Origin of the sequence: Limnospira sp. PMC 289.06 (assembly GCF_032350395.1) — a bacterium.
Classification (GTDB): domain Bacteria; phylum Cyanobacteriota; class Cyanobacteriia; order Cyanobacteriales; family Microcoleaceae; genus Limnospira; species Limnospira platensis.
The window spans coordinates 1-213 of sequence record NZ_JARPLC010000619.1 but is presented as its reverse complement, the minus strand read 5'-3'; the positions used below and the strand labels follow the sequence as shown (position 1 = coordinate 213).

Below are 213 nucleotides of genomic sequence, written 5' to 3'. Positions count from 1 at the left end.
TGACCGTCTCTTTGTTAAGAGTACAGCAACATCTCTTTCATCAAGAGCTGTTTTATCATCGTGACAATGGCGATGTAATAATTGAAGATTCTTGTATTCATCCTTTCCGCCTTGGCTTCTAGGTACAATGTGGTCTACTTCAATTAAATCTGATGGGGTAAAGAATTGCCCGCACCAGGTACATCTACCTTTTGGTTTTTTGAGTAGTTTTGC

1 protein-coding gene is annotated in these 213 nt (G+C 39.4%); it reads right to left on the bottom strand.

Going from position 1 to position 213, the window contains the following annotated elements:
* A partial coding sequence (locus P5674_RS26460) for an HNH endonuclease signature motif containing protein (protein ID WP_315670546.1) occupies nucleotides 1-213 on the bottom strand: 213 nt, incomplete at both ends.